Here is a 24786-nt window from a genome sequence, read left to right on the forward strand (position 1 = left end):
CCCGTCGTAACTTAAAAGAAAGGTTGATCCTTGCTGCCCGGTTGTTAGCTTTGCTTTTCCTGATACTGGCATTCGCGAAGCCCTACCTGCCGGGGCAAAATTCAGTTAGTGCGGCCAAGCAAAATGTGGTAAGCGTTTTTGTAGATAACTCTTACAGTATGGAAACCCTTAATCGTGAGGGTTCATTGTTGGATGATGCCAAACAGAAGGCAAAGGAAATTGCATCGGCTTATAACATAAATGATCGCTTTCAGCTGCTTACCCAGGATTTTGAGGGCAAACATCAGCGGCTGTTAAGCCGTGATGAATTTAATGACGCGGTTGATCAGGTAAAGATCAGTGCGCAAAGCCGCGGTTTACAGCAGATAATTAACCGGCAACAGAGCCTGTTGCTCACCCAATCCGGCAGTATAAAATCAATATATGTAATTTCTGATCTGCAGAAAAACATGGCCGCTATGCCCTTAAAAGCCAATAGCAATGTGTCCGTTAATTTAATACAGCTTAAGGCAGCCGCCTTGTCAAATGTAGCTGTTGATTCTGTCTGGTTGCTCAGCGCGGTTCATCGCCCCGGCGAAAATGAAAAGCTGGTGGTACGCCTGCATAATTACTCTACCGAAAAAGCCGATAAAATTCCGGTCAAAGTGATCATCAATGGTGCGCAAAAGGCCTTGGGTAGTTATACTATTCCGGCCGGTGCGGTGCAGAATGATACACTTGCTTTTATGGGTTTACAGGCTGGCTGGCAGCAGGGTAAAGTTGAACTACAGGATAATCCCGTTACGTTTGATAACCAGTTTTATTTTAGCTTTAATGTAAGCAACCAAATGCCGGTATTGCTTATTGATGGCGGCACACCCAATACTTATTTAAAAGCCGTTTTTGCTTCCGATCCGTTTTTTAGGACTCAGCGTGTGCCCGATGGTAATGTTGATTATGCAAGGCTTAACAGTATGCCTATCGTGATCATGAGCGATGTTAAAGCGGTATCTACAGGCTTGGCGCAACAATTAAAGACTTATGTAGCTAAAGGAGGTACGCTGATGGTGTTTCCTGCTGCAGATGCCGATCTGAGCAATTATCGTACGTTTCTGCAAGGAATGAACGCTTCCTGGCCCCAGAAGTTAGTAAACGAAAACATAAAGGTATCCGCTCTAAACAAACAAAGCCCGGTATTTAAAAACGTATTTGAAAGTTTTCCGGAAAATCCGGATTTACCCGCGGTTAAAAGATATTATCAATTAGCGCCTTCTGTTGCCACTCAGGATAACCTGATGAAATTAACAGGCGGACAAAGCTTTTGGACGGGTTATACCAGTGGCCGGGGCAAGGTTTATGTATGTGCAGTGCCGCTGAGTGAAGATTTTAGCAATCTCCCCCGCCATGCTCTTTTTGTACCCATCATGTTTAGGATAGCTTTATTAAGCGGGCATGATCTGCCGTTATTTTATACTTTGGGTCAGGATGAAAGTATAGAGATACCGCCCGTGCAGCTTACAGAAAAACAATTGCTTAAATTGGTTAAAGGCGATCAAAGTACTATCCCGGATGTGCGGCAGCAGGAGGGTAGCACCATTTTATATCTGTCAGATCAGTTGAAGGAAACCGGTATTTATACATTGAAGAAACAGGATAGCACGCTGGCAACGCTTGCTTTTAATGATAACCGGGCCGAATCTGACATGAGTTATCTATCGCGCCAAGAGCTAACGAAATTTATGCCAAAATCAACCAACTTATTAACAGGTACTAATGCTTCATTAAAAGGTATTGTTGCCGAAACAAATTTTGGCACACAATTATGGAAACTTTGTATAATTTTGGCATTGATTTTTCTGGCCGCCGAAATTTTGTTGATCAGGTACTTTAAACCCGATAAACAAAGCGCAAAGCAACCTGTTTAATTCACACAAAATCCTTAAAGCAGTGCTAATGAATTTGCTTATCAAATCTGCCACCATTCTTGATCCCGGATCAGCCTTTCATCAACAAACAGCCGACATTTTAATAGAAAATGGGGAAATTACCCGCATTGCCGAAGATATTGAGGCCGATGCTGAACTGGTTGAGGCAGGAGGTAAATATGTGTCGCCTGGTTTTTTTGACCTGAACTGTAATATTGGCGAACTGGGACTTGAAACCAAGGAGGATATGTACTCGGGTACAAGTGCGGCGGCGGCAGGTGGTTTTACCGGGCTGGCGTTAATGCCCAATACCATTCCTCCGGTACATTCTAAAGCCGAAATTGAGTACCTGGTAAACCGGGCCAAAAACAACCTGGTTGATGTATATCCCTTAGGAACTATATCGCATAAACGCGAGGGGAAAGACCTTGCTGAGATGTACGATATGTACCTAAGCGGGGCTAAAGCCTTTACCGATGGCAACCGCCCGGTACAGGATGCCGGCCTGATGGAGCGTGCGCTGTTATATGCACAGGGTTTTGACGCTTTGGTATTTTCCTATCCGGAAGATACTGCTATTGCAGGCAAAGCCAAGGTGAACGAAGGGGAGATCAGCACGCTGCTGGGCATGAAAGGAATCCCGCCGTTGGCAGAGGAGCTGATGATAGCCCGCGACCTGTACCTGGCCGAATATACTGTTTCAAAAATACATTTCAGTACCATATCTACCGCCCGTTCTGTCGAGTTGATCCGTGAGGCCAAAAGAAAAGGACTGGAAGTTACCTGCGATGTGGCTGCCCATCACCTGGTGCTTACTGACGAGGCATTACTGGGCTTTGACAGCATGTATAAAGTAAAACCACCGCTACGTACCAAAGATGATGTTAGCGCGTTGATAAAGGGGCTAAAAGATGGTACTATAGATGCTATAGTAACACAACATACTCCGCACGAGGTGGAGTTTAAAGATGTAGAGTTTGAGGTGGCCGAATTTGGAATAACCGGTTTCCAGACAGCCTTAGCATTAGCCCTTCGGTCAGGTTTGCCGGTGGAGTTACTGGTTGATAAACTGGCCATTAACCCGCGCGAGATTCTGGGTGTTGCCGTTCCGGTTATTGCCGAGGGCGAGCAGGCTAACCTGGTGCTTTTTGATATTGATGCCGAATGGGAATACAGTAATAAAAATAATCGTTCAAAATCTGTTAATACACCGTTTATAGGGCAAAGCTTAAAGGGTAAAGTACTTTTAACATATAATAATCAACAAATTTTTAAATAGACAATCATGATCGATCCAAAAATAGAAACTGCCTTTGAAGCCGCTTTAGAGGCTTTTTCTAAATATAATGAGTTTGACGCTACCCAGCTTATCGAGAATTTTGGGGAGGTTTTCGCTTCAGATGAAGACTTTTTAACCAAAGTAGATGCTTTAGACGAAGTGTTTGATAATAACCCGGAAGTAGAGTCATTGCGCGAAGTGTTCTTCGATTTGCTGATGATCAACTTCTTTAGCGCTGATGTTAAAAAGCTGGAAGAGGATTACCTGGATACCCCGGAGTGGGAGGATATTGAGGAGCAGACACTTGACCGCGGTACCGAGTTATTAAATTTGCTATTGTACCTTAACGAGTGCGAGGACGAAGAAATTGAGCCTGAACTGGAAGATTACCTGAAAGAATTTTTACTGGTAGATGAAGATGAGTTTCAGGATGAATACCGTATTTATGAACCGGTAATTGCTAATCAGATTTTGATTGAAAGCCCGGTTTCTGAAATCAGCAAGATAGCAAAAAGCCTTCCCGAGGATTCAGAACTGAAAGAATTATTTTACCCAATGATGTGCTTTTTTCAAAACTTAGACCCATCTGAAGAAGCATTGGATGAAATTGCAGCCAATGCTATTGAAAAAGATTTTGATATGGCTGTATTAGATATATTAATCAATTTTCAATAATATCAATGGCGTTTGAAGTTGACAAAAAACGGTTAAGGAGTACGGGGATAGTTTTTGGCCTTCTATTAGGTGTGGCTTTAACTGTGTTGAGTATTGTATCTTATTATATCATATTATCGGCAAACTCGGTAGTGGTTATTTCTTCCATCCCTTTTATTTTCTCGGTATTGATCCCCATTATATTGGTAGTGATATTGTGTATTAACTTCAGAAAAAAAATAGGCGGTTTCTGGATTATGAGAGAAGCAGCAACAGGAATATTTATTATGTTTTTTGTTGCTTTTATAATGCAGTTTATACTGCGCGATCAGTTGTTTGCAAAGGTTATAGAACCGCATATGATCGGAAAAACTCAGGCTGCTATGACAAGCTCTGTAAGTAAATTTCTTACTGCAAACAAAACCAGCCCGGATATTATCAAGAAAAAATTGGATGAGATCCAATCGGAGTTTGATGCGCAGAAAGAAACTACGATTGGTAAACAGATCCAAGGTTTTGGTGTTTCTATCATTTTTATATTTGTACTTGCCATTATTTTTGCAGCGTTTTTCAAAAAGGAGGGTCATGTACCCTATAATGATCCAGGCGCAGCTTTAAGATAAATAAGCATATCATTTAAGTAATCATAAGCGGCCATTTCTGATAAGAAATGGCCGCTTTGTTTTGGGGAGCTATAGTTTAATTATTTATTACTGATGATTTTATTGGGGAAATATTATCTATTTTAGATTAATCATAAACCTAAAATCATGGAAACAAAAAAAGTAAATTCATCAGGAATAGCTGTAAAATGGTCATTAATATATTTGGTCACCTCCATAGTGATCACCTACCTTTTTCAATTTATTAACGTTGATCCCGAATCTCCTTTTAAATATGTTAGTTTACTGCCTTTTATAGCTTTTTTATTTTTAACCCAAAAGGAATATAGGGATCTGTTAGGTGGCTATATGAATTTTGGGCAGGGGTTTACTTCCGGATTTTTATTCTCTATCATTTCAGGTGTTTTGGTTGCCGTGTTTATTTATGTGTATTTCGCGATATTGAGCCCTGAAATGATAGATAGATCACTGGGTGCTGCTCAGGCTAAATTAGCTGAAAAGGGTATGTCGCAAGATCAGATCGATAAAGCGTTGAGTATTACTAAAAAATATTTCCCTGTTTTTGGGGCTATCGGCTCTGTTATATTTTCGGCCTTTATGGGTGTAATTGTTGGCCTTATTGGCGCTGCTATATTTAAAAAAGAACGCTCACCTTTTGATGTGCCTGATGCTGAAGGTTCAGTATCAGAACCTACAGTTTAAATATACAGCATAATAAAAATGGCCTTCCAATTATTGTAAGGCCATTTTTGTTATAGGGTCTTGGTGGAGTACTTAAGCGTTGGCTACCAATTTGCTTACGCTTCTGTAAACATAATCGTTATAAATATGCCTGCGGGCAAAACGGCCCGGCGAATCGGCGTTGATCAGTTTAACGTACACGGCTTTGGGTACATCAAAATACTCATAGGTATTGCCGTCGGTAAAGCTTATTTTCAACACTTGTGATTTATATTCAAAATCAGCGATAGCAGATGTCGAAGTAGTAATGGTATACTCAGCAAAAGATTGGTTACGTGTTTCGGGAGCAATACTTACCAAAAAATGATAAGCTTCTATAATGGTTTTGCTTTTTTCTTCGGCTTCCAGCTTGCTTTCAGGACTATCCTGAAATTTATCAGGGTGCCAGGCCTTCATTAAGCTTCTGTAGCTGTTTTTTAATTCCAGCAATTCGGCTGCTTCAGTTACACCTAACAATTTTCTGTAATCGACAATTTTTTTCATGCTATTGATTTAAGTTTTATTGTCGTTGAAAGAGTCATGTAATGATTTTACACCTTTTCAAGAAAATAATGGCGCGAAGGTACGCTTTTCCGGCTTATAAAATTTCGGGGTTTGTAAAGTTAATGTAAGAGTTTGATTATGAAATACTTTAGAAGTATATAATATGCCTTAAAACAGGTAAGCCCGGTAAAAGCAATTTTACCGGGCTTACCTGTTTTAATAGCCAAAAACTTATTTTTTGGTGATGATCTTTACAATGTCGTTTCCAAAAACAAATACCATCAAGCTAACCAATATCACGAAACCAACTATTTGGGCGCGCTCTAAAAATTTATCGCTTAATGGCTTGCCTTTTATCATTTCAATAATTAAAAATACCGCGTGGCCGCCATCAAGTGCGGGGATAGGCAGTAAATTCATGAAAGCCAGTGCCATTGATAAAAAGCCTACTAAGGTCCAAAATCGAACCCAGTTTACATGGGTACCAAACAGGTTGGCAATAGCTATAGGGCCGCTTACCGCTTTATTAAACTTAACGTCGCCTTTAAATATTTTACCAATGCCTTTGGCATTTTCAGAAAAAGTTCGCCATGCTTTTGATGCGCCAATAGGTAAAGCGGCAAAAAAGCCATAGTTAATGGTTTTAAATTCAGGGAAATCATTTTTTGACCGGGCAAAACCGATAGTTCCATCAGTGTTAATCTGAATTTTTAGCGGTACAAGGTTATTGTTACGCTTGGCGGTAATATCAGCTACTTTACCTTTATTGTTTAGTAAGGCAATTTGCAATTCATCCCAGAAAGCAATAGGCTGGCCGTTAACAGCTACAACGCTGTCGCCTTTTTGTAAACCGCCTTTAAGTGAGTTGCCATATACAGAATCTACCACAAATTTGGTACGGGGTAAGCTATTTATAAACTCTTCAATACCACCATGATCAGAAAGATCATTCAGTATGGTTCGTGGTATGGTTATGTTTAAGTTTTGCGCCCCACGCTGTACAGTGAAAACAGTATTTTCAAGCAGTACTTTCGGGCTGGTCAAATCGTCAAAATACTTTACATCATTGCCGTTAATAGCAGTAATCTTGTCACCTACCTGCAAACCTATCTTTTTGCCAATTTCGCCAGGTACAATACCATATTTGGCAGCCGAATTAGGAATATGGCTATCTCCAAAACGCATAGTAAGTATCCAGAATATTAATATACCGAGTATAACGTTAACAGTAACACCACCAAGCATTACAATCAGGCGCTGCCATGCTGGTTTTGAACGGAACTCCCAGGGCTGCGGCGGGCCAACTAATTGGTCGGTATCCATTGATTCATCTATCATGCCGGCAATTTTAACATAACCACCCAGCGGTAGCCAGCCAATACCGTATTCAACTCCCTTGTATGTAAATTTAAACAGGCTTACATTCCAGGCATCAAAAAACAGGTAAAACTTTTCTACCTTAATGCCAAATGCACGTGCTGCCAAAAAGTGTCCCAACTCGTGCAGGATTATTAAAATTGAAAGGCCCAGTATCAGCTGGCCCACCATTATCACTATACTCATTATTTATATTTATGTATATTTTAAAATTGTATTGCCTTTATGGGTAACTTATTTATTACATTTTGCGCAAAGATGCGTGTTTCTTTATCAGTATTCAAATAGTCGGATAAGGTTGGTTGGGCTATGTATGGTATATGTTGCATGCACTCTTCAATAACGTTACTCATGGCCAAAAAGCCAATACTGCGGTTTAAAAAGCCGGCAACAGCAATTTCATTGGCGGCATTAATGATGCAAGGCATATTACCCCCCTGCCTTAAAGCAGCGTACGCTAAACTAAGATTACGAAAAGTATCCATATCCGGTTTTTCAAACGTTAGGTTAGGGTAACTGGTAAAGCTGAAGCGTTTAAAGTCGTTTTGCAAACGGGTTGGATAAGATAGGGCATGCTGAATAGGCAATTTCATATCGGGCAAACCCATCTGCGCTTTAACAGAACCATCATGAAACTGAACCAGGGAATGAACGATAGATTGGGGGTGAACGATCACCTCGATCTGATCTGCATTAACGTCAAACAGCCATTTGGCTTCTATTACCTCCAGGCCTTTATTCATGAGCGACGCTGAATCAATAGTAATTTTGGCGCCCATTACCCAGTTGGGATGTTTTAAAGCATCTTCGCGGGTTACATTGGCTAAGAATTCGGCATCACGACCGCGGAATGGCCCACCGGAAGCTGTCAGTATAATTTTTTCAATATGGTTCAGATCCTCACCTGCAAGGCATTGAAATATAGCCGAATGTTCCGAATCAACAGGCAGAATTTTAACATTATGCTGTTTTGCCAAACCTGTTATCAGTTCGCCGGCTACTACCAGGGTTTCTTTATTGGCTAAGGCAATATCCTTACCAGCTTTTATGGCTGCAATAGTGGGTTCAAGCCCTGCAAAGCCAACCATAGCAGTAAGTACTATCGTAATATCCGGATGGATCACGGTGTCAATAATAGCCTGATGGCCAGCTAATACCTTTATGGGTAAAGGTGCTAACGCTTCCTTAACCTCAGGATATTTGCTTACATCGCATATAATGGCATACTCGGGCACAAATTCAATGGCTTGGCTAATGAGCAGATCGGCATTGGAATGCGCGGTTAAAAGAAATGCCCTGAATAAGTTGCTATTATTTCTGATAACCTCCAGCGTTTGTGTGCCTATGCTGCCGGTTGAGCCAAGAATGGCTATGTTTTTTATATGATTAGTCAATGATATTCTGATTACTAATTAGTTGTTTAAGTTAACGTTTAAATCACTAAACTATTTATCTCAACAACGTCAAATTTACTTATTTATGGTGTATTCCTTTAGCACGTCTGCAATCTTCCTATCGTTTGCAAGTCTGGGCACTTTATTTTGCCCACCCAGTTTACCCTGTGAACGCATGTAATTGATAAACGCGTCTTTCTGTAAGCTTTGGATTATTAAAGGTTGCAAAATGTTACCTTCAATCAGGTCAAAATAGTAAATATTTTTCTTTTGCAGCACTTTATCTACTTTAAAGGCAAAGTCTTGTAAATCAACTGGTGGTGTGCCAAACTCAATAAACCACTCGTGGTAAGGTAATTGCCCTGCCGGTGGGTTAACCTGCGGGGCTACGGTAAATTCTACCACATCAACACCTTCCTGCTGCGCAACACTCATTAATGATTGTTCTACCTCTTCGCCTATCACATGTTCGCCAAAGGCAGATATATAGTGTTTAATGCGACCGGTAACTACAATTTTATAAGGGTTTTTGGAGATGAATTTAATGGTATCGCCCAAGCTATAACCCCATAAACCCGCGCTTGTGTTCATGATGAGCGCGTAGTTTTTATCAAGCTCCACATCTTTTAGATTAATGCGGGTAGGGTGTTCATTATAATATTCCTCCGAAGGGATAAATTCATAAAATATCCCTGAATCAACCAGGAGCAGCAACCCTTTTTCTTTTTGCGAATCCTGGAAAGCGATAAAACCTTCAGATGCCGGATAAGTTTCAATCGAATCGATATTAAAGCCGATACTCTCTTCCATTCGGGCCCGGTAAGGCTCAAAGTTTACGCCACCATGCACATACAACTTAAAGTTGGGGAATATATCTTTAACCTTTTTGCCACCTGCTTTTGCCGATAACCTGTCAAAATACATCTGGCACCAGGGTGGTATGCCCGATATCAGGCGCATATCTTCATTGAAAGTTTCTTCAACAATGGCATCAACTTTTTGCTCCCAATCTTCAATGCAATTAGTTTCATAACTTGGCAATCGGTTTTTTTGCAGATAAGCAGGTACATGGTGCGCTACAATGCCCGATAATCTGCCGGTTGCTATGCCGTGTTTTTGGGCAAGGGTGGGGCTGCCTTGTAAAAAGATCATTTTACCATCAACAAAGCCAGTGTTACCTGTTTCATGAATATAGCTGAGCAAGGCATTGCGTGCCGCTTTGATATGCTCAGGCATGCTTTCTTTAGAGATTGGTATATATTTTACGCCCGACGTGGTGCCCGATGTTTTGGCGAGATAAGCTGGTTTCCCCGGCCATAACACATTTTCTTCACCGTTTACAACACGGTCAATATAGGGGCGCAGGTCTTCATAATCATGTATGGGGACAAGCTTTTTAAAATCTTCGTAATTATTGATCTGCTCAAAATGGTGATCTTTACCAAAGGTGGTATTTTTAGCGGCATCAACCAGATCAGTAAAAGTTTTTTGCTGCAGGGCTACCGCGTTTTGGCGTATACGATTGAGCTGTTTATTAACAACAGCAGCAAATACTTTACTCAGTGCAGATTTTAATCCCATTGGTTAATTAGTTTCGGCAATATCGTCGTCTACATCCTGGTGGCTGTAAACCAATTTACGGTAGGCTACCAACAATATGATATTTACAAAAGGTACAACAAATATCATCCCGATAATGGTTAATGAACCAATGGCAATCAAAGCCTCAATTAACAGGAATAATAAAAAGTATTTGAAAAAGTTACCTCTGATGAGCTGAAAACTTTGAGCTACTGACTCAAACGGTCCCGATTCGTCGTCGACTATAAAGCAGGTACAAATTGGGAAGTAAAACAGGAAAAAGAACTGAACTATAGCTCCTATGATTATCCCTAAAAATTGTTGTGTATATCCCGTTTCAAATTTTTCAATTAAGTTGGTAATAATCACTGTAAGCGTACTTACCAATACCAGTAAGGTTAAATAACTTACCAGCATTTTTATTTTGGGAAGTATGTCGCTAAAATCGAAATCATAGTACTCTTTATCAATAAGCCTGAAGACTAATTTAATGAACCCTAAAAATATAAAGCTTATCTCTACCAGTAAAACAACAAAACCTATGGATGATAGTATGGCATCATCAAAAAAGTAGATCAAAAAACCCGATATCAGAACAATGATGAACGCGATGACGGAATAAACAGAAATTGTGGCGAAATTTTTCTTTAAAATATACCATGCAGTTTTAATAGTTTCCGCAACAGAAAATGGGTGGTACATAAGTGGTTATGATCTGTTAAAAATTACTCGCTTCCAAAAATCCTGCATAAATCCTAACCCGTAGGCAATAAGTTGGGTGAAGGCGGCTATAACACTCAAAAATGCAATTTTTACTGATTTGTTTAGCAACAAGGCGTGAAAAAATATTAACAATGTGAAAATTGCTAATACAAAGTTAGCCAAAATTGCTATTCTCCAACTTAGTATATTGAAAATCAGCGTACATATAACACCAACTGTAAAAATCGCCGGAAAAAAATGAACAAGCTTTAATTGTGCCGGAAAAAATTTATAAATGTTGATACGTGCCCTTCCAAAAAAGTGAAGTTGTTTATAGAATTGCGAGAAGTTGGTACGCCTTTTATGAAAAACAATAGCATCTGGTATCAGCCCGATCTTGAAACCTTGCGAATGGATGCGGATGCTATATTCAATATCTTCACCCAGGCGGGTAATGATAAAGCCGCCAACTTTTTCCCAAACCTGTCTTGATACACCCATGTTAAAGCTGCGTGGATGAAACTGGCCGATAGCCTTTTTATTACCGCGGATGCCACCTGTTGTAAAAGGGGATGTCATAGAATAACTGATAGCCTTTTGAGTCGGCGTAAATGAACTATGCGCACCATCCGGGCCGCCGTAAGCGTCCAAGTAGTTAGTAGTTAATGAGTTATTTACAATTTCGAGGTAATTGGCAGGGATAAGGCAGTCGGAATCAAAAATGACAAAGTAATCACCTTGTGCACGTTCAAAGCCAAAATTACGGGTAAAACCCTGTCCCTCGTTAGGCTTTTTAAAATAACGAACGTTAAGATTGGCGCTAAAGCTGTTTACGATAGCTTCGGCATCATTAACAGAACCATCCTCAATTACCAAAACCTCAAACTGTTTATAAGTTTGAAGTACAAGGGTCTCCAGCAGTTCTTTAATTTCCTGGGGGCGGTTGTATAAAGGAATGATGATGGAAAAAAACATGTTTTAAGTTAGAATCAAGAGATGAGAACCAAGATATAAGACTAAAGCAACACTCTTGACTCTTGTATCTTGGTTCTTGTTTCTCAAATTATATAATCTCCTCTACCTGGTAGTTGTTACGTTCGCTTGCGTTTCTGGAAACCAGTTCGGCCACAAAGCCCGTTAAAAATAATTGCGAACCTAAAATAATGGCCACCAAGGCTATATAAAACAACGGATTAGCGGTTATATCCCTGTATTTTTCGTTGTGAGCTATTAAGTACAATTTTTCGGCAATGATCCATATTGCAATTATAGTACCTGTAAAAAAGCTCAGTGTACCCATTGTGCCAAAAAAGTGCATGGGGCGCTTGCCAAATTTGCCTACAAAAAATATCGAGAGCAGATCTAAAAAGCCGTTTACAAAGCGGCTCATACCAAATTTGGTTTTGCCGTATTTGCGGGCGCGGTGTTCAACTACCTGTTCGCCAATTTTGGTGAAACCTGCCCATTTAGCCAGTACCGGTATGTAACGGTGCATTTCGCCATATATCTCAATATTTTTAACCACGTTTTTACGGTACGCCTTTAAGCCGCAATTAAAATCATGCAGATTATTGATGCCGCTCATTTTGCGGGTGGCCGCGTTAAATAGCTTTGTAGGTATGGTTTTACTAAGCGGATCGTACCGTTTAGCTTTCCAGCCCGAAACCAGATCGTAGTTTTCTTCTGCAATGCGGCGATAAAGCTCGGGTATTTCGTCGGGGCTATCCTGCAGGTCGGCATCCATTGTGATAATCACATTGCCGTTAGCTGCCGCGAAACCGGTATTCAATGCTGCCGATTTGCCATAATTGCGCCTGAATTTGATGCCTTTAATAAAAGGATTATTTAACTGCAGCTTCCTGATCATTTCAAATGATCCGTCTTTACTGCCATCGTCAACAAGTATGATCTCGTAGGTAAAACGATGTTCGTCCATTACGCGGCTTATCCATGAGGTTAATTCCGGTAATGATTCTATTTCGTCATAAAGTGGTACTACTACTGATATATCCATTTATTAGGCATGTGATAGCGGGCGGTATTTTGCGTGCCCGTAATCATCCGCAAAAATATAAAAAATAGGTAATGATTATAACTGTATAAAACAGAAAGGCTTTTTTGATACAAAGGTGTGCAATATAAAATGTTAAAATATGTTATATGAACAAATGTGCTTACCTGCTTAGCCTTAATTTTTAATATCTTGGCATTCAAATCATCTGGCTATATTCATGAAGTTTCATAAAATAATGCTTGTTATACTGTTGTGTACCGGCATCAGGGTGGCGTACGCGCAAAATGCCGATCAGGCTGGCCCCAAATATGATCAGCACAAAGTATTTTCGCCGCTTTTTTATCCTGAAAAAGGCAATGAATTCAGGAACTCCGGAGGGGCACCGGGAGCCAAATATTGGCAAAACCGGGCCGATTATAAACTGAATGTTAATCTGGATACTGCCAAACACCGGCTTGATGGTACAGCCTTAATTACCTACACCAATAACAGCCCTGATGCGCTTGGCTTTTTGTGGTTACAGGTAGAGCAGAACATTTACCGGGAAGACTCCAGGGCTGAGGCCACCAGCCCTATAACCGGTGGACGATTCAATAACCGAAGCTATACCAAGGGTGATGAGATAAAGGCTATTTACGTAGTAAAAAATGGTAAAACCGAAAAAGCTGATTACGTAGTAACGGATACACGCCTGCAAATAAGACTGAAAGACTCATTAAAGGCGGGGGGCAGCAAACTGCAAATTAAAATAGAATATGGTTTTGATGTACCCCAATACGGAACCGACCGTATGGGACGTCTGCTTACCAAAAACGGTTGGATATATGAGCTGGCCCAATGGTATCCCCGCATGGAAGTGTATGATGATATAAGCGGATGGAATACCCTGCCTTATTTGGGTGCAGGCGAATTTTACCTGGAATATAGCAATTTTGATTATATCATTACCGCGCCTTCGAGCTTGATGGTAGTAGGCTCGGGCGAATTGCTTAATCCCAATGAGGTTTATTCGGCCACAACATTAAACCGATTGATGGAAGCCCGAAAGAGTGATAAAACAATAATGATCAGGGATTCAGTAGATATTTTGCGAAAAGAGGATCATGCTAAAAAGCCGGTGCTTACCTGGCACTTTTTCTGTAAAAACGCTCGTGATGTAGCTTGGGCAGCTTCAAAAGCATTTGTATGGGATGCGGCACGAATTAATTTGCCCAGCGGCAAAAAAGCATTGGCTCAATCTGTTTACCCAGTTGAAAGTAAAGGTAGCCAGGCCTGGGGGCGTGCAACAGAGTATGTGAAAGGAGCCATTGAATTATATTCTAACCAATGGTTTGAGTACACTTATCCAGTTGCTACCAACGTGGCGGGCACGGTAGGAGGGATGGAATATCCGGGTATTGTTTTTTGCGGATCGGAGAATAAAGGCCCGGAATTATGGGAGGTAACCAATCATGAGTTTGGGCATAACTGGTTCCCGATGATCGTAGGCTCCAATGAGCGCAAATACGCCTGGATGGATGAGGGCTTTAATACTTTTTTAAATAACGTTGATACTAAAGTATTTAATAAAGGTGAGTATTATGTAAAGCCTGACCAGCAAAAGGCCGCACCGGGTTTGTTTACCCAGGATGCTGAGCCCATTATGACCATCCCCGATGTATTGCAGGCTGAATTTTTGGGTGTGGCGGCTTATGAAAAACCAGCTCTTGGCCTTACTATCCTGCGCGAGCAGATACTGGGTGATCAAAGATTTGACTACGCTTTTAAAACATACATTAAACGCTGGGCATTTAAACATCCAACACCCTGGGACTTTTTTCATACCATAGATAACGCGGCGGGCGAAGATCTAAACTGGTTTTGGAATGAATGGTTCTTCACTACCTGGAAACTGGATCAGGGGATACGTGATATAAGTTATCCCGACGGCGACGCTACAAAAGGGGCGCTCATTACCTTGGAGAATCTGGAAGAAATGGCGCTGCCGGTTACTATCCTGATCAAGGAAGAAAATGGTAAAACCGCTACCGTAAAACTACCGGTTGAAATATGGCAACGAGGCCCAAGCTGGACATTTCACTATAAATCTACCTCAAAAATTGTTCTGGCTACGCTTGATCCAGATCATCAGTTGCCGGATATTAATCCTGAAAATAATTCATTTAGCGGTTTACCTATCCCTGCCGGTACAACGGCTGCCGGGGTTATCAAAAACTATATTGATGCTATTGGAGGAACTGAGAAACTGAAGAATATTCGCGATCTGCAAGTATCATCAACGGGTACGGTGCAAGGTTCGGAGGTACAAATGGTAACGCGTTACCGGGTTCCGGATATGTACTATCAGCAAATCACGGTGCCATCATACAATAATATGGTGGTTAACCATATTTTAGTGAATGGCGATAATGTAAATGCCCAACAGCTAAACCGGGAAGTGCCGCTGGATGATGTGGGTAAGAAAATAGTTAAAGCAAGAAGCAAACCTTTCCCCGAATTGGATTATGAAAAAAATGGGTATGCTCTGGTACTTGATTCCGCGCTTAAAATTGTAAACGGCGATCTGGCCTATGAAGTTGATGTAAAACTGGCCGAAAGCGCGACGATAAGAAATTTTTATAGTCAAAAGAGCGGCCTAAAAGTAAAACAGGTTATTGATGGCCCGGTGACCTCTGTAACTGAATGGAGTAACTATGAAGGTATAAATGGTGGCATCAGGATACCGTTTTTTATAAAAACCACCCTTTTAGGGCAACCCGCAGAGTTTAAGGTGAAAGAAACGGCTGTGAATAGTAATATTTCGACGGTGTCGTTTCAGTAGAACCAATCAAAAATAAACGAGGCCTGATGAATGTATTCATCAGGCCTCGTTTATTTTACTATTATCAATTCTTTATACTAATCCCAACGCTTTGCTTGTTCTGGCTCTTGTAGCTTCACTTAATGCTTCATCATTGGCTAATGATTGGCCGTATGAAGGTATCATTACTTTCAATTTTTCTTGCCAATCATTGGTTTTAACGTGGTTTTTAAAGCAGCGCTCAATTAAATGTACCATAATAGGTACCGATGTTGACGCACCCGGCGAAGCGCCTAATAATGCTGAGATGCTGCCATCGGCAGAGGTAACCACTTCGGTGCCAAACTCCAATACGCCGCCATGTTTGGCATCTTTTTTAATAACCTGTACACGTTGCCCTGCCAGATCGAGATCCCATTCGCTTTCCTTAGCAGATGGCATGTATTCCTGTAAAGCTTTTAACCTGTCTTTAGGCGATTGTAAAACCTGAGTGATGAGGTATTTAGTTAAAGGCCAGTTATCTCGCCCTACGGCAAGCAGCGGGCCTATGTTATTCAGTTTAATGGAGCAAAACAGATCGAGTAATGAGCCTTGCTTTAAAAAGCGTGTTGAAAAACCTGCATATGGGCCAAATAGTAATTCTCTTTTACCATTGATCATACGGGTATCGAGGTGAGGTACAGACATTGGCGGCGAACCTACAGAGGCCTTACCATAAACCTTCGCTTCGTGTTGTTTAACAATATCAGGGTTGTTGCAAACAAGCCATTGACCGCTTACCGGGAAACCTCCAAAGCCTTTGCTTTCCGGAATGCCTGATTTTTGCAACAGGTGCAAAGCACCACCGCCTGCGCCCACAAAAACAAACTTGGTAGTCAGCTTTCTTTTTTGTCCACCGGTCTTATCTTTCACAGTTACCAGCCAGCTGCCATCCTGATTGCATTTAAGGTTAGTAACATCATGACTCAGGTGCAGGTTAACTCCCGGTTTTTGTTTTAACTCATTTATAAGACTGGTAGTTAAGCTGCCGAAATTTACATCGGTACCTAAATCCATATGAGTAGCAGATACTTTTTCCTGCTCACCGCGGCCTTCCATTACCAGTGGAATCCATTTTTTCAGTTGTGTATGGTCTTCCGAATATTCCATCCCTTTAAAAAAGTGATGTTTAGTAAGTGCCTGCTGACGTTTTTTTAGATAGTTTACATTGTCGGCTCCCCACACAAAGCTCATGTGCGGTACTTTACGGATAAAGCTTTGGGGGGATTGTATATATTTTTTATCAATAAGATATGTCCAAAACTCTTTGGATATCTCAAATTGTTCGGCAATTTTTATCGCTTTTTTTATTTCAACAGTACCATCCGGGAGCTCTGGGGTATAGTTTAGCTCACAAAAGGCAGAGTGCCCTGTGCCGGCATTGTTCATCGGGGCCGAACTTTCGGCAGCTATAACATCAAGTCGTTCAAAAATTTCAATTGTTAAATCGGGCTGAAGTTCTTTTAGCATTACTCCGAGTGTGGCACTCATGATACCCGCGCCTATTAAAACTACATCAACCTTTGTTTCCGAATTAGCCATCTTATTATTATACCCGCAGGGTATTCAAGTTAAATTACACCAGGTATAACCTGATTTTTTAAAAATTGTTATGACGATCAAGTGCCGCCCATGTGTGTAAAGGCAAGCGAAATTTAAATCAGACAATTTTAAGAATTTTTTATAGAAAAAGCGACCCCACCTGTCCGTTAAATGCAATAAAACCATGTTTAAATTAAAATAATCCTGATTATGTACCGCTTGTGTTTAAAAAATGTTAACACAAAATCGAGACGAGAGGTATTTGTAGCTGATGAGCAAAAAAATAGCGGCAGGTTATTTAACCTGCCGCTATGGTAACAATATTGTTGTTGGTTAATATGCTTAACCGATTATGTAGTATAACCTAATATTTTCAGTACTTGTTTACTGTTTTGCTCCTCACCAAACACCTCAAAGTTAAATGTCTCATCGCGGTTGCGGCGAATGATGACATGCTTTGGTGAAGGGAGTAAGCAATGATGTATACCGCCGTAGCCGCTTAATACTTCCTGGTAAGCTCCTGTGTTAAAAAAGCCCAGATATTGTACTTTACGTGTTTTAGGCATAAATACGCTATTCATATGGGCTTCCTGGTTGTAGTAATCTTGCCCGTCGCAGGTAATACCGCCAAGGTTTACACGCTCATACTCCGAATCCCAGTTGTTAATCGGAAGCAGAATGTATTTTTGATTTAAAGCCCAAACATCAGGTAGGTTGGTAATAAACGATCCATCAAGCATTAGCCATCTTTCACGATCATTTTGTTGCTTACGGCCTAAAACCTTGTATAGGATACCTGATGCCTCGGCAACGGTGTATTTGCCAAACTCAGTAATAATATCCGGTTCGATGGTATCATGCTCGGCGCAAATTTCTTTGATGCGGCTCACGATCTCGTTGATCATGTATTCATAATCAAAATCAAATACCAATGAATCTTTGAAAGGCATACCGCCACCAATATCAAGGGTATCCAGATGAGGGTTTACCTTTTTAAATTTGCAATAAAGAGTTACATATTTTTCAAGCTCATTCCAGTAGTACGGGGTATCAGAGATACCGGAGTTGATGAAGAAATGCAGCAGTTTTACCTGGAAATTAGGATTGTCTTCTATTTTGTTATGATAAAAATCAATCACATCCTCCATACGTACACCTAAACGTGAGGTATAAAATTGAGAATCCGGCTGCTCTTCTGCCGCTATACGGATACCTAAATTACAAGGGGTATCCATTTCAATTTCATCGTCGTAAAGGTTAAACTCTTCCTTATTGTCCAATACCGGAATGATGTTTTTAAAACCATCATGCAGCATGTCAATAATGTATGTTTTATACTGAAAAGTTTTAAAACCGTTACATATCACGGTAATATCTTTGGTAACCGCGCCTTTTTTCTCCAGGGCGTCAATCATCGGCATATCAAAGGCTGATGATGTTTCCAGGTGGATCTCGTTTCTGAGCGCCTCTTCAACAATATGCCTGAAGTGCGAGCTTTTGGTGCAATAACAATATTTATAACTGCCGCGATAATTATTTTTTACAATGGCCTGCTGAAATAACAGCTTAGCCTGCTGTATTTTTTTAGTTATCATGGGCAAATAAGTGAAGCGTAGGGGGGTACCGTACGTTTCGATCATTTCCATTAAATTAAGATCCTGAAAGTATAGTTCATCGTCGATGATTTCAAAACCATCCTGCGGAAAACCAACACTTAAATCAAGAAATTCCTGGTAACTCTGCATCCTTTAAAATTTTGGCAAAAATGTAATTTTTTAACGGAATTACCGGTCAAATGTTAGGATAAAATTTATAGTTTGAATGTAATTTATTTGTGAACGGAAATTACAACCCATATATCATCTCTGATTATAGTCTTTTTTTAATCATAATTTAAGTATAAATATCTCATATACAGATGTTTAAATTAGTATCATAAGTAAGTTTCCATCTATTATTGACGTGATTTTTGAATGTATCATTAGGGTTGTATTATTGTTAAAATAGGGTTAACGAAGTGGTGACGGAAAATCTAAGCGTATTTTTTACACTACTGATGTGTTTAACTTGCTATTATTGAGGCATAAAGCAATCCAATCCTTATAAATTAAGGTCAAGGCCTCCAAACAGCGATTGTGCGGAGGCCTTAATTTTTTTAATTAATTAGGTCGTATTAATTACTGCTGTCAGGTCCTTTAATCATTCAATTTATAGGTACTTAAATCAAAAAAATATTTTCTTGATACTTGTTAAAAATCTAAGCGTAGTTTTTTAACTAAAAAAGCTTTTAAAACTTATTATTGGTACATGTAAGTAAATTCCAAAATTTACTTATTGTGATAAGGTTTAGGTTAGACCTCCAAGCAGCGAGTGTGAGGAGGTCTTATTTCTAAACCTTTATTTATTTAGTTAACAATAGCTATTTCAATTCGGGTAAATGAACTTCTGCAATCATACACCGGGCGCTGCCGCCGCCATTGGTTTCAATAGTGTTTATGTTGGCGTAAATTAATTTACCATATTTTTCCAATGCGGTTTGTTGATATGCAGTAAGAGTCTTGTGGGCACTTCGCGACATTACGATCAAGTTTTCTCCATCCTTATTTTTTAATTCCAACATGTTGCCGGCAAAATGGTTCATTTGATCAAATGTTATGGTCACCACTTCCTTTTGGGTTGATCTGAGTGACTCTAATACTACTACCCTTTCATGCGGGTTAGGAATGCTGTCGGCACATATTACTGCGAACTGGCTGCCAACACACATCAATACATTGGTGTGATAAATGGCTTTGCCTTGCGCGTCTATCGCTTCAAAACTGATAGGTTTATAACCAGCCTGTTCACAAAAAAAGTTTAGCGTTTCCTTATCGGTACGGGGTGAGAGGCAGGCATAGGCTATTTTATTTTCACGATCGAGTACCATGCTGCCGGTACCTTCTAAAAATTTATGTTCCGCCTCAAAACGGCTTAGGTCAATCACATGGGCCACACTGAAATTGTCTTCCAGTTTACTGATGATATCTTCGCGGCGTTCCAGACGACGGTTCTCAGCCTGCATGGGATACAAAAACACACTGCCATCTGTATGAAAAGATACCCAGTTATTAGGGAAAATGGAATCGGGCGTATGGGGGTGTAAAGTATCATCAACCACGGTAACATTTACACCATTGTCTTTTAAAATTCTAACAAAGCTATCAAACTCGGCTAATGCCTTTTCCTGAACGGTCTGCTGATCGGTATCACGATTCTGAAAAGCATTGCTCGCGGCAGTTTGCTCGTTAAAGCCGAAACTTACCGGGCGGATCATTAATATATTGCTGGTTGATTGCATAATGCAATATCAAACTTTTAGCTTGTAACGGCAATAGTTGTATTAATCGGCTTTATAATCCAATATATCACCAGGTTTACAATTCAGTTCGCGGCAAAGTGCTTCAAGTGTATCAAATCGTACGCCTTTTACTTTACCGGTTTTAAGTAACGAAAGATTGGTCATACTGATATCCAGGCGTTCGGCAAGTTCTTTTAATGACATTTTGTTTTTCGCCATTTCTACATCAAGGTTTACTATAATAGCCATTATACAAACTCTCCATTTTCTTTTTGAAGTTCAAAACCATATTTAAATATATCTGCCATAATGTAAATCACGATGCCTAAAATTAGTCCTATAAAACTTTCAGACCATACCATTTGGCCGTAATCTTTCACATATGCCCTTAAAAGCATTGAAGTACTCAGGCCTTGTAAAATGTTCAGTGGGGTTAATGAGGCAAAGCATAAAGCGGTGATGCGCAACCTCCGAACGTTATCATACTTAAAAGGTAGGTTTTGTTTTATGCTTTCCAATAGCTTACGCAGCTGATATAAAATGGTCATCACTAAAATTTCAAGGGAAATCAAAAAGAAATAAGCCATTGCCATTTGTCCTACGGTATTCTTTACCTTCATATTTAACAAACCCTGGTCGCTTTTAAAAGTAATAGGGCCAATGTTGGGCGCTACGGGTGCAAGCTTAATAATTTCTGCCTTAAGCGGATATTTTACAGGTATGCTAAGATCAATAGTGTTGCTGGTGATAAACTTCCATGTTAGCATGGAAAAGGCGATAACTATTAAAACAATATTAGCATACCACAATATGCTTAATATAACCTTAAAGGTATTTAAAAGCCATTTTGAATTATTCTTCATGTCTGTAATCAATTTATTGATACAAACATAAATACTTATTGGATATTAAACAAAAATTATTTTATGTAAAACATAAAATAATTTTTGTTTAATTATAAAATTTTGTCTCGAAAGAGCGGCATACTCATACAATGAAAACCACCGCGGGCACGTGAAAGTTCTGCCGAAGGCATTAAAATAAGCGTGTCGTTTAGTTTTTGTGGATCAAGTTCGCCGCTTTCAAACTTTTCAAGCAGTTCACTCACCCTGATAACATTGAATCCATTTTGTTTAAAGGCTTCAACCGTTTTGTCGTTACGGTCGTAGCCTAAAACTACGCCCTCTTTTATAGCCAGTAAGTTACAGGAGTCTGTCCACTGTTCGCGGGCATCGAAAGGGAACGTATTATTACCAGAGTATATGAACCTGGTTTTATTAGGGCTTTGCAGGTCGTTCTCGCTGATATCAGCCAGCAGGTCTTCAATGCAGCTAAAAAGTTTTGGTTTTTTATCTTTTTGAAACTGTACAATTTCGGCCCTGTCCTTTTGTTTTTTATCAGCAAACCATGATAGAGGTTCCTGCTCTTCAATAGGTGCTTCCGCCACAGCTAATGAGCGTAGCAATACCCAGGTATCCCGTTTTATTTGAGTAAACACAGTATCAATATGCATGTAATCACGCTTGTGAGGAATTTTTACAATTGTCACCTTTTTCACCACGTTGTTTTCAAACAACAGTTTTATAGCTTCATTGGCGCCGCTTATAGAGGTGCGTTCGCTGCAACCAATAATTAAGTGTTGTGGACTCACCATCATCACGTCGCCGCCCTCTAAGGTGGTTTTTTCCAGGTTATCTTCGCCAGGGCGTAAAAAGTGCTGAGCGGTTTCAGGGATCTCTAAAATGTTATTGCTATAAGCGGCAAATAGCGGGTGATTAAAAAATATATAACGGGCCAGTAGCGTTTCGCGGAAACGGGCTTTTTTTGCCGGTTTATTTAAAAGCATAAAGTTGTTGACTGCTATGCCAATATCTCTGGAAAATATCAGGTTAGGTATTGGCGCAAATATCATTTCTTCATTAGTTAATGACCCGGAAATGAATATTTTAGCCAGTTCAACCGGGTTGGTGTTTATCAGTTGCTCCTGCTGGCGGTAGCTGCAGCTTTCAATGGCACACACAGAGGCTACCAGTTTTTCGCGGATATCCTCCTGCTGTAAGATATCAGCCAACAAGGTTTGTATCTCAATTACCTGGTTGGAGGCATGAAAATCCGCATTATCAGGCTTGAAAAATGAACGCTCCTGGTCATGATCTATCTGTTGCAGTTTGCCTTTTATTTTGGCAGGATCTAAAAAGTACAGCAATAATTTTACGTAATAATCATACTCGTTTTTACGCATAGTATCCAGGTGAACTATGTCTTCAAATAGCCAGTCCTGAGCTTTTGAAGGTACAACTTTACCCAAACCGCTATCGGGGCTATGGATCAACAGAGTACGCAGGTTACCAATTTCAGAAGTTACATCTATTTTAAAATTGCTGTTGGTTAGTATCATAAATTGATATAAGAAGAACAAATTTATTCAGAATAATCAACATTTTATTTATAGCGAGGTTATTGGCAATTTATTTAATTTTGCGGAATGGATTTTATTATTGAAGCAGCTGTTAAAGCAATAAAACAACTGTATCAAACAGATGTAGCCCCGGCTGCTATAAGTTTACAGGAAACCCGGAAAGAGTTTGAAGGGCAAGTAACTATCGTAACCTTCCCGTTTACCAAATTTTCGCGCAAAGGGCCCGAACAAACCGGTGCCGAAATAGGGGAGTACCTCAAAAATGAACTAAAAGAGATTGCCGCGTTCAACGTGATCAAAGGCTTTTTGAATATATCTATAAACGATGAGTACTGGATAGGTCAGTTATATAATCGTATTTTACCTGATGATTTTGCCGCGGCCAAACCGAACGGGCAAAAGGTAATGGTTGAGTATTCATCTCCTAATACTAATAAACCCCTGCATCTTGGCCACATCCGTAACAACCTGTTAGGTTACTCGGTTGCACAGATATTGGGTGCTGCCGGTTATGAGGTGGTAAAAGCCAATTTGGTGAACGACCGCGGTATACACATATGCAAATCTATGCTGGCCTGGCAAAAGTTTGGCAATGGTGAAACACCGGAATCATCTGGCTTAAAGGGTGATCACCTGGTGGGTAAATACTATGTATTGTTTGATAAAGCCTACAAAAGCCAGATAGATGAATTAAAAGCTGAAGGCCAAAGCGAGGACGAAGCCAAAAAGAACGCGCCGTTTATAAAAGAGGCGCAGCAAATGCTGCAAAAGTGGGAGGCTGGCGATGCTGAAGTGATCAACCTTTGGAAAACCATGAACGAATGGGTGTACGCAGGTTTTGATGAAACTTACAAACAGCTTGGCGTTAGCTTTGATAAATATTATTATGAGTCAAATACTTACTTGTTAGGAAAGGATATTATTGAGGAAGGCCTGGAGAAAGGTGTTTTCTTTAGAAAAGAAGATAATTCTGTTTGGATCGACCTAACCTCTGACGGGCTTGATGAAAAACTGGTGCTGCGATCAGATGGTACTTCGGTATACATTACTCAGGATCTGGGTACCGCGCAGCTAAAATATAATGATTTTCACATGGATAAATCTATCTATGTGGTAGGTAACGAACAAGATTACCATTTCAAAGTACTGTTCCTGATACTGCGTAAATTAGGTAAAGCAGGAGCTGATGGATTGTTCCACCTGTCATACGGTATGGTTGACCTTCCGTCAGGTAAAATGAAATCACGTGAAGGAACTGTAGTTGATGCCGACGACCTGATGGCGGAAATGAATGCTACAGCCAAAGCTCAAACAGAAGCGATGGGTAAGGTTGACGGTTTCACGGAAGAAGATAAGTTGCAACTATACCATACCATAGGCATGGGAGCCCTTAAATATTTCCTGCTAAAAGTTGATCCTAAAAAACGTTTACTGTTTGACCCTAATGAGTCAGTAGATTTTCAGGGTCATACGGGGCCGTTTATCCAGTATACTCATGCTCGTATCAAATCGGTATTAAACAGAGCTAATTATCAGGTTAATAACAAAATTGAAGTAACAGAACTTGCAGGTGTTGAACGCGATCTGATCGTTTTATTAACCCAGTTTCCCGAAGTAATTAATACGGCTGCTAATGAATATAGCCCTGCCATTATAGCTAATTACGCCTATGAACTGGCTAAAACGTACAATAAGTTTTACCACGAGAAATCAATTTTGCAGGCCGAGGACGAAATGTCAAAACAGTTCAGACTGCAGTTATCAGCCTCATCTGCAAAGGTGATCAGCAGGGCTATGAACCTGCTGGGCATTGATGTACCGGAAAGGATGTAGAAAGCCCCTCGGCCCCCTAAAGGGGGAGCTTTTTGATGTGCAGATATGCGGATTTCAAATGTGC

At 40.2% G+C, this 24786-nt stretch carries 20 protein-coding genes; 7 read left to right on the forward strand and 13 right to left on the reverse strand.

Annotated features, from left to right (window positions below; translation table 11 throughout):
• The 5 genes from AAGC65_RS07285 to AAGC65_RS07305 all read left to right on the forward strand — a co-directional run.
• The coding region (locus AAGC65_RS07285; protein WP_343111769.1) for a hypothetical protein at window positions 1-1904 on the forward strand (1904 nt) is incomplete at its 5' end.
• A 28-nt stretch (window positions 1905-1932) separates the two neighbouring features.
• Window positions 1933-3183, forward strand: a complete 1251-nt coding sequence (locus AAGC65_RS07290; RefSeq protein ID WP_343111770.1) for a dihydroorotase — start codon at window positions 1933-1935, stop codon at window positions 3181-3183.
• A 6-nt stretch (window positions 3184-3189) separates the two neighbouring features.
• Window positions 3190-3858, forward strand: a complete 669-nt coding sequence (locus AAGC65_RS07295; RefSeq protein ID WP_343111771.1) for a hypothetical protein — start codon at window positions 3190-3192, stop codon at window positions 3856-3858.
• A 5-nt stretch (window positions 3859-3863) separates the two neighbouring features.
• Window positions 3864-4460 (forward strand): DUF4199 domain-containing protein, encoded by a 597-nt coding sequence (locus AAGC65_RS07300; protein ID WP_343111772.1) that lies wholly within the window; start codon window positions 3864-3866, stop codon window positions 4458-4460.
• A gap of 147 nt (window positions 4461-4607) precedes the next feature.
• Window positions 4608-5162 carry a DUF4199 domain-containing protein gene (locus tag AAGC65_RS07305; RefSeq protein WP_343111773.1) on the forward strand — a complete coding sequence of 185 codons (555 nt, stop codon included), beginning with the start codon at window positions 4608-4610 and terminating at the stop codon, window positions 5160-5162.
• Between the two features lie 72 nt (window positions 5163-5234).
• Here the strand turns inward: AAGC65_RS07305 and AAGC65_RS07310 are convergent, their stop codons facing one another.
• The 7 genes from AAGC65_RS07310 to AAGC65_RS07340 all read right to left on the reverse strand — a co-directional run bounded on the left by AAGC65_RS07310 (window position 5235) and on the right by AAGC65_RS07340 (window position 12752).
• Window positions 5235-5684 (reverse strand): KTSC domain-containing protein, encoded by a 450-nt coding sequence (locus AAGC65_RS07310; protein ID WP_343111774.1) that lies wholly within the window; start codon window positions 5682-5684, stop codon window positions 5235-5237.
• 231 nt (window positions 5685-5915) lie between these two features.
• The gene (gene rseP / locus AAGC65_RS07315; RefSeq protein WP_343111775.1) at window positions 5916-7247 is read right to left on the reverse strand and encodes an RIP metalloprotease RseP; all 1332 of its coding nucleotides are present in this window, start codon (window positions 7245-7247) and stop codon (window positions 5916-5918) included.
• A gap of 20 nt (window positions 7248-7267) precedes the next feature.
• A complete protein-coding gene (locus AAGC65_RS07320; RefSeq protein WP_343111776.1) occupies window positions 7268-8455 on the reverse strand; it encodes a 1-deoxy-D-xylulose-5-phosphate reductoisomerase in 1188 nt (395 codons plus the stop codon).
• A 75-nt stretch (window positions 8456-8530) separates the two neighbouring features.
• Window positions 8531-10036, reverse strand: a complete 1506-nt coding sequence (locus AAGC65_RS07325) for a GH3 auxin-responsive promoter family protein (RefSeq protein ID WP_343111777.1) — start codon at window positions 10034-10036, stop codon at window positions 8531-8533.
• A gap of 3 nt (window positions 10037-10039) precedes the next feature.
• Entirely contained in the window at window positions 10040-10738 is a 699-nt protein-coding gene (locus tag AAGC65_RS07330; protein ID WP_343111778.1) for a hypothetical protein, read from the reverse strand.
• 6 nt (window positions 10739-10744) lie between these two features.
• A complete protein-coding gene (locus AAGC65_RS07335; protein WP_343111779.1) occupies window positions 10745-11713 on the reverse strand; it encodes a glycosyltransferase in 969 nt (322 codons plus the stop codon).
• A gap of 88 nt (window positions 11714-11801) precedes the next feature.
• Window positions 11802-12752: a glycosyltransferase family 2 protein gene (locus AAGC65_RS07340; protein ID WP_343111780.1), complete on the reverse strand. Its 951-nt coding sequence runs from the start codon at window positions 12750-12752 to the stop codon at window positions 11802-11804.
• Between the two features lie 235 nt (window positions 12753-12987).
• Between AAGC65_RS07340 and AAGC65_RS07345 the strand changes: the two genes are divergently transcribed.
• Window positions 12988-15573 carry a M1 family metallopeptidase gene (locus AAGC65_RS07345; protein WP_343111781.1) on the forward strand — a complete coding sequence of 862 codons (2586 nt, stop codon included), beginning with the start codon at window positions 12988-12990 and terminating at the stop codon, window positions 15571-15573.
• Between the two features lie 72 nt (window positions 15574-15645).
• On the opposite strand, the gene AAGC65_RS07350 is transcribed toward AAGC65_RS07345, so the two are convergent.
• The 6 genes from AAGC65_RS07350 to AAGC65_RS07375 form a co-directional block, all read right to left on the reverse strand.
• Window positions 15646-17133, reverse strand: a complete 1488-nt coding sequence (locus AAGC65_RS07350; protein WP_343111782.1) for a malate:quinone oxidoreductase — start codon at window positions 17131-17133, stop codon at window positions 15646-15648.
• Window positions 17134-17483: 350 nt separating this feature from the next.
• On the reverse strand, window positions 17484-18878 hold the full coding sequence (locus tag AAGC65_RS07355) for an arginine decarboxylase (protein WP_343111783.1): 1395 nt from the start codon (window positions 18876-18878) through the stop codon (window positions 17484-17486).
• 674 nt (window positions 18879-19552) lie between these two features.
• Complete coding sequence (gene ctlX, locus AAGC65_RS07360) at window positions 19553-20470, reverse strand: citrulline utilization hydrolase CtlX (RefSeq protein WP_343111784.1); 918 nt, start codon at window positions 20468-20470, stop codon at window positions 19553-19555.
• A gap of 42 nt (window positions 20471-20512) precedes the next feature.
• Entirely contained in the window at window positions 20513-20719 is a 207-nt protein-coding gene (locus tag AAGC65_RS07365; RefSeq protein ID WP_343111785.1) for a helix-turn-helix transcriptional regulator, read from the reverse strand.
• Entirely contained in the window at window positions 20719-21333 is a 615-nt protein-coding gene (locus AAGC65_RS07370) for a DUF2975 domain-containing protein (protein WP_343111786.1), read from the reverse strand. Before AAGC65_RS07370 ends, AAGC65_RS07365 begins: the two co-directional genes overlap by 1 nt.
• Before the next feature lie 92 nt (window positions 21334-21425).
• Entirely contained in the window at window positions 21426-22868 is a 1443-nt protein-coding gene (locus AAGC65_RS07375) for an arginine deiminase family protein (protein WP_343111787.1), read from the reverse strand.
• Between the two features lie 87 nt (window positions 22869-22955).
• Between AAGC65_RS07375 and argS the strand changes: the two genes are divergently transcribed.
• Window positions 22956-24722: an arginine--tRNA ligase gene (gene argS / locus AAGC65_RS07380; protein ID WP_343111788.1), complete on the forward strand. Its 1767-nt coding sequence runs from the start codon at window positions 22956-22958 to the stop codon at window positions 24720-24722.
• Window positions 24723-24786 lie beyond the last annotated feature (64 nt).

Source organism: Mucilaginibacter sp., assembly GCF_039207105.1.
In the GTDB taxonomy this organism is placed as follows: Bacteria; Bacteroidota; Bacteroidia; order Sphingobacteriales; family Sphingobacteriaceae; genus Mucilaginibacter.

Coding starts and splice junctions, on each gene's coding strand:
- AAGC65_RS07290 (WP_343111770.1), top strand. CDS start 1,933: ATGAATTTGCTTATCAAATCTGCCACCATTCTTGATCCCGGATCAGCC.
- AAGC65_RS07295 (WP_343111771.1), top strand. CDS start 3,190: ATGATCGATCCAAAAATAGAAACTGCCTTTGAAGCCGCTTTAGAGGCT.
- AAGC65_RS07300 (WP_343111772.1), top strand. CDS start 3,864: ATGGCGTTTGAAGTTGACAAAAAACGGTTAAGGAGTACGGGGATAGTT.
- AAGC65_RS07305 (WP_343111773.1), top strand. CDS start 4,608: ATGGAAACAAAAAAAGTAAATTCATCAGGAATAGCTGTAAAATGGTCA.
- AAGC65_RS07310 (WP_343111774.1), bottom strand. CDS start 5,684: ATGAAAAAAATTGTCGATTACAGAAAATTGTTAGGTGTAACTGAAGCA.
- rseP (WP_343111775.1), bottom strand. CDS start 7,247: ATGAGTATAGTGATAATGGTGGGCCAGCTGATACTGGGCCTTTCAATT.
- AAGC65_RS07325 (WP_343111777.1), bottom strand. CDS start 10,036: ATGGGATTAAAATCTGCACTGAGTAAAGTATTTGCTGCTGTTGTTAAT.
- AAGC65_RS07330 (WP_343111778.1), bottom strand. CDS start 10,738: ATGTACCACCCATTTTCTGTTGCGGAAACTATTAAAACTGCATGGTAT.
- AAGC65_RS07335 (WP_343111779.1), bottom strand. CDS start 11,713: ATGTTTTTTTCCATCATCATTCCTTTATACAACCGCCCCCAGGAAATT.
- AAGC65_RS07340 (WP_343111780.1), bottom strand. CDS start 12,752: ATGGATATATCAGTAGTAGTACCACTTTATGACGAAATAGAATCATTA.
- AAGC65_RS07345 (WP_343111781.1), top strand. CDS start 12,988: ATGCTTGTTATACTGTTGTGTACCGGCATCAGGGTGGCGTACGCGCAA.
- AAGC65_RS07350 (WP_343111782.1), bottom strand. CDS start 17,133: ATGGCTAATTCGGAAACAAAGGTTGATGTAGTTTTAATAGGCGCGGGT.
- AAGC65_RS07355 (WP_343111783.1), bottom strand. CDS start 18,878: ATGCAGAGTTACCAGGAATTTCTTGATTTAAGTGTTGGTTTTCCGCAG.
- ctlX (WP_343111784.1), bottom strand. CDS start 20,470: ATGCAATCAACCAGCAATATATTAATGATCCGCCCGGTAAGTTTCGGC.
- AAGC65_RS07365 (WP_343111785.1), bottom strand. CDS start 20,719: ATGGCTATTATAGTAAACCTTGATGTAGAAATGGCGAAAAACAAAATG.
- AAGC65_RS07370 (WP_343111786.1), bottom strand. CDS start 21,333: ATGAAGAATAATTCAAAATGGCTTTTAAATACCTTTAAGGTTATATTA.
- AAGC65_RS07375 (WP_343111787.1), bottom strand. CDS start 22,868: ATGATACTAACCAACAGCAATTTTAAAATAGATGTAACTTCTGAAATT.
- argS (WP_343111788.1), top strand. CDS start 22,956: ATGGATTTTATTATTGAAGCAGCTGTTAAAGCAATAAAACAACTGTAT.